This window comes from Pseudomonas sp. MD195_PC81_125 (assembly GCF_014060985.1).
GTDB classification, from domain to species: Bacteria; Pseudomonadota; Gammaproteobacteria; order Pseudomonadales; family Pseudomonadaceae; genus Aquipseudomonas; species Aquipseudomonas parakoreensis.
Window position 1 is genome coordinate 1 of sequence record NZ_JABULD010000746.1, and the last position, 2,919, is coordinate 2,919.

Consider the following 2,919-nt stretch of genomic DNA (forward strand, 5'->3'; position numbering starts at 1 on the left):
GGAGTACACCTTGGGGGCACCTTTTTTTTTTGGGGGCTCTTTGGGGTCAGTGGCGCAGGGGGAGGTTAGCAGGTTGGGGGTGACAGGTTTGTGACGGCGAATTAGTCGGTGGAGGCAGGTCTGCTTTCGGCCAAGAGCGGCCTCTCATCTGACGGATGCTTCTGGCCCAGGCAGATGGATTGTCTGGGTGCAAACAGTCTCAAAGGAACTGTATGATTCCCTAGACGCGGCATTGGGCTTTTCTCATCAGCAACGGAAGCAAGGCGATGTATCAAGCGCAGTATTGGGTGGAGCTGCAAAATCTTAAAGCGCATGTCTACTATCTAGAACTCTACCAAATCAGATCTGAAAATATAGAGAGAGGAATCGCTATAGTACTAGCCATAGCATCGGCTGGAAGTATTGGTGGCTGGGCTATCTGGAAAGAATACGCGTTTGTGTGGGGCTTCTTCATCATGCTCAGCCAAGTCGTATCGGTCGTGTACAAATTTCTTCCATTCAAAGCCCGCATCAAGCCTCTAAGCGCAGCGGGAATAGAGCTTTCTGTATTAGCTGATGACGCAGAAAAAGGGTGGTTTGATGTCGCGCAAGGTGAACTGACCGAACGAGAAATCAACGAAAAACGTTTCGCAATACGCAAGAAGAAATCGGCGGTAATGAAATCTGCATTTGCTGGAATGGTCATTCCTGAGAAAGCAGATCTTATGACCAAAGCCGAGTTACAGATGAGACGGTACTTCCAAAGCCATTACCCGGAGTTGACCAATGAGTAACGAAAAATCGCAGCCACCGCGCCATAACCCAAGCAGACCAGTACAGACCAATGATCGAGGGTTACCTCCTGTACAAAACACTCTTCCTATGCCGAAAGTGCAACCCCCGAAAAAAGAGAAGTGAATCACAGGTGATCCGGCTCACGACGGTTGAGCTGATCACCTGTTGAATAAAGCATTTTCGATTGTCCAAGCTTCGACCCCTGTATTGACCGACAGGAGGTGTCTTTACAGTTTGCAAAAGTGCGGCAGCAGAGCATTTTCTACATTTTGTTCTACAATTAAATGTAACACTCAACGGGTCTATAACAACCGCACGGCGGCATCTCGTAGTGTTGGCATGGCTGGCTTTAACTTCAGCCGCAACTAGATTGGTAAAAGTGGTGGAGATCATGGAGCGTAGCAGCCAGAGTGTTGATTATTTTGTAGATTCTGACTTTGTAGAAAACTTTAATGAATCCCTGAGAAGACTGTTATCTACGCTTCAGCAAAGCACAATGGCAAAATATATCAATCCAGAAAACGCGCAACGAATAAAGCATGGCGCGGCGTTCTGCAATCCTGCCGCCCCCCAAGTATACAACGGCGGACTTGAAACTCACTCCACGCTTTTTGACATTGCGCTCGAGAGCATTGCTGCCCATGACGTTAAAGTTTTAGAAAGATGCTTCAATAGTTTTCAGGAGGATATGGAAGCTCAGTTTGCTAGTATGATTTACTCATCACTATCGAAGGTCTGCGATCAAACTGGAAACGTTGTGAATGCAAAGGAATCTGGATCTCTGCCGCTCGCCTTCTTGGAAATGCTTGAGAAAATCGAGTTTAGTGCGAACAAGGCAGGAGAAGTGACACTCCCAGAGATTCACCTTGGAACGGATGCGTTTAATCAGTTCACAAGGGCAATGCAAGAAAGCACTCCAGCATATAAGGCGATGGTCGAAGACATCAAGGCGAGAAAGGTGGCTGAGGCGCTGGAAAGAGAATCTGCTCGAAAAGCTAAGTTTGTTCGTTACGGAGAGAGTGCGCGATGAGGATCCTCCTAGCAATTGGCTGTAACGAATATGATCACGCTAAACCCCTCGATTCTGCAGAGTATGATGCGGTAAGAATATTCAATGCTCTCGTGAGACCCGAAGTTGGTCAGTTTAACAGCGCACACTCCCTACTTCTGCTGTCTCCGACTATTGAGCAAGTTAGATCTGCATTAAAAAAAATCGCTTTTCGAAAATTCACACATACAGAATTTCACATTTTTTTTTCGCAGGACATGGTGGTGTGAGCTCTGGTAGCTTCCATATGTGGCTCCGGGACACAAACCCAAGAATACAGTCTATGACGGCGCTGTCTTTGAGTGAGTTGTTTAGACTGCTTAATGAAACATCACCAAAGCAGAGCAATATAATTGTAGATGCTTGCCAGAGTGGCGGACTGATATCGGACCTCGGAGTACTATTAAAACCTGAGCTTATTGGTGACGCCGGAACACCTGCCTTGACGCTAATCGCTACATCAGCAAAAAACCAGACCGCCGGCGAAACTCAAGAAGGAGGCATAGGTACTAACGCCATTCTCGACTGTGTGGAAGGAAGAGACTTTGTACAAGACAAAGCAAGCATTTTAGATTTAGTCGAAATAGGTAGACATATCTCAAAAAAACTTGATGACCATGGACAAAATGCAATCGTTTGGGGGCTGAATCTGTATGGGCCACCTAGTTTTTGCCGTAATCCTAAATATGAAACAGATCCCAATACACCTCTTCGTAGTTTGATGCATCAGTGGCCATCAAACCTCGACAAAGCAATAAAAGACAATTACAACGACATATGGAGTACATATGGCGCATTGGATCGGCAATGGAATGCTTCACGGTTTATCCCACTTGTGAATTCAGTATTAAATCCATGTCGGGAAAATGAATCGATATTAATTAGTTGCGCTGATCGATTAGCTGTCACATTCTCTACAAAAGCTGCACAGTCTAATGACGCTTACCGGACGCCTATGATTACTGCTGGGATAGTGGCTTGCCTACTCCCGAGCTTGGGTGCACCTATAGTAGATGCTGGAGCAGAATTGCTAACTTACAAGCTTGTCGATGAACTTCTGGTCGTAAACGAGTCCGTATTGTCCTCACTGGAACAAA

General features: G+C 46.1%; 3 protein-coding genes. All 3 read left to right on the forward strand.

The window, feature by feature from the left end; all coding sequences use genetic code 11:
* Window positions 1–266: 266 nt before the first annotated feature.
* On the forward strand, window positions 267–773 hold the full coding sequence (locus HT737_RS28750; protein ID WP_085611816.1) for a hypothetical protein: 507 nt from the start codon (window positions 267–269) through the stop codon (window positions 771–773).
* A gap of 332 nt (window positions 774–1,105) precedes the next feature.
* A complete protein-coding gene (locus tag HT737_RS28755) occupies window positions 1,106–1,804 on the forward strand; it encodes a hypothetical protein (protein WP_182404513.1) in 699 nt (232 codons plus the stop codon).
* Between the two features lie 301 nt (window positions 1,805–2,105).
* Window positions 2,106–2,919: hypothetical protein (locus HT737_RS28765; RefSeq protein WP_374011209.1), on the forward strand; the 814-nt coding region annotated here is incomplete at its 3' end.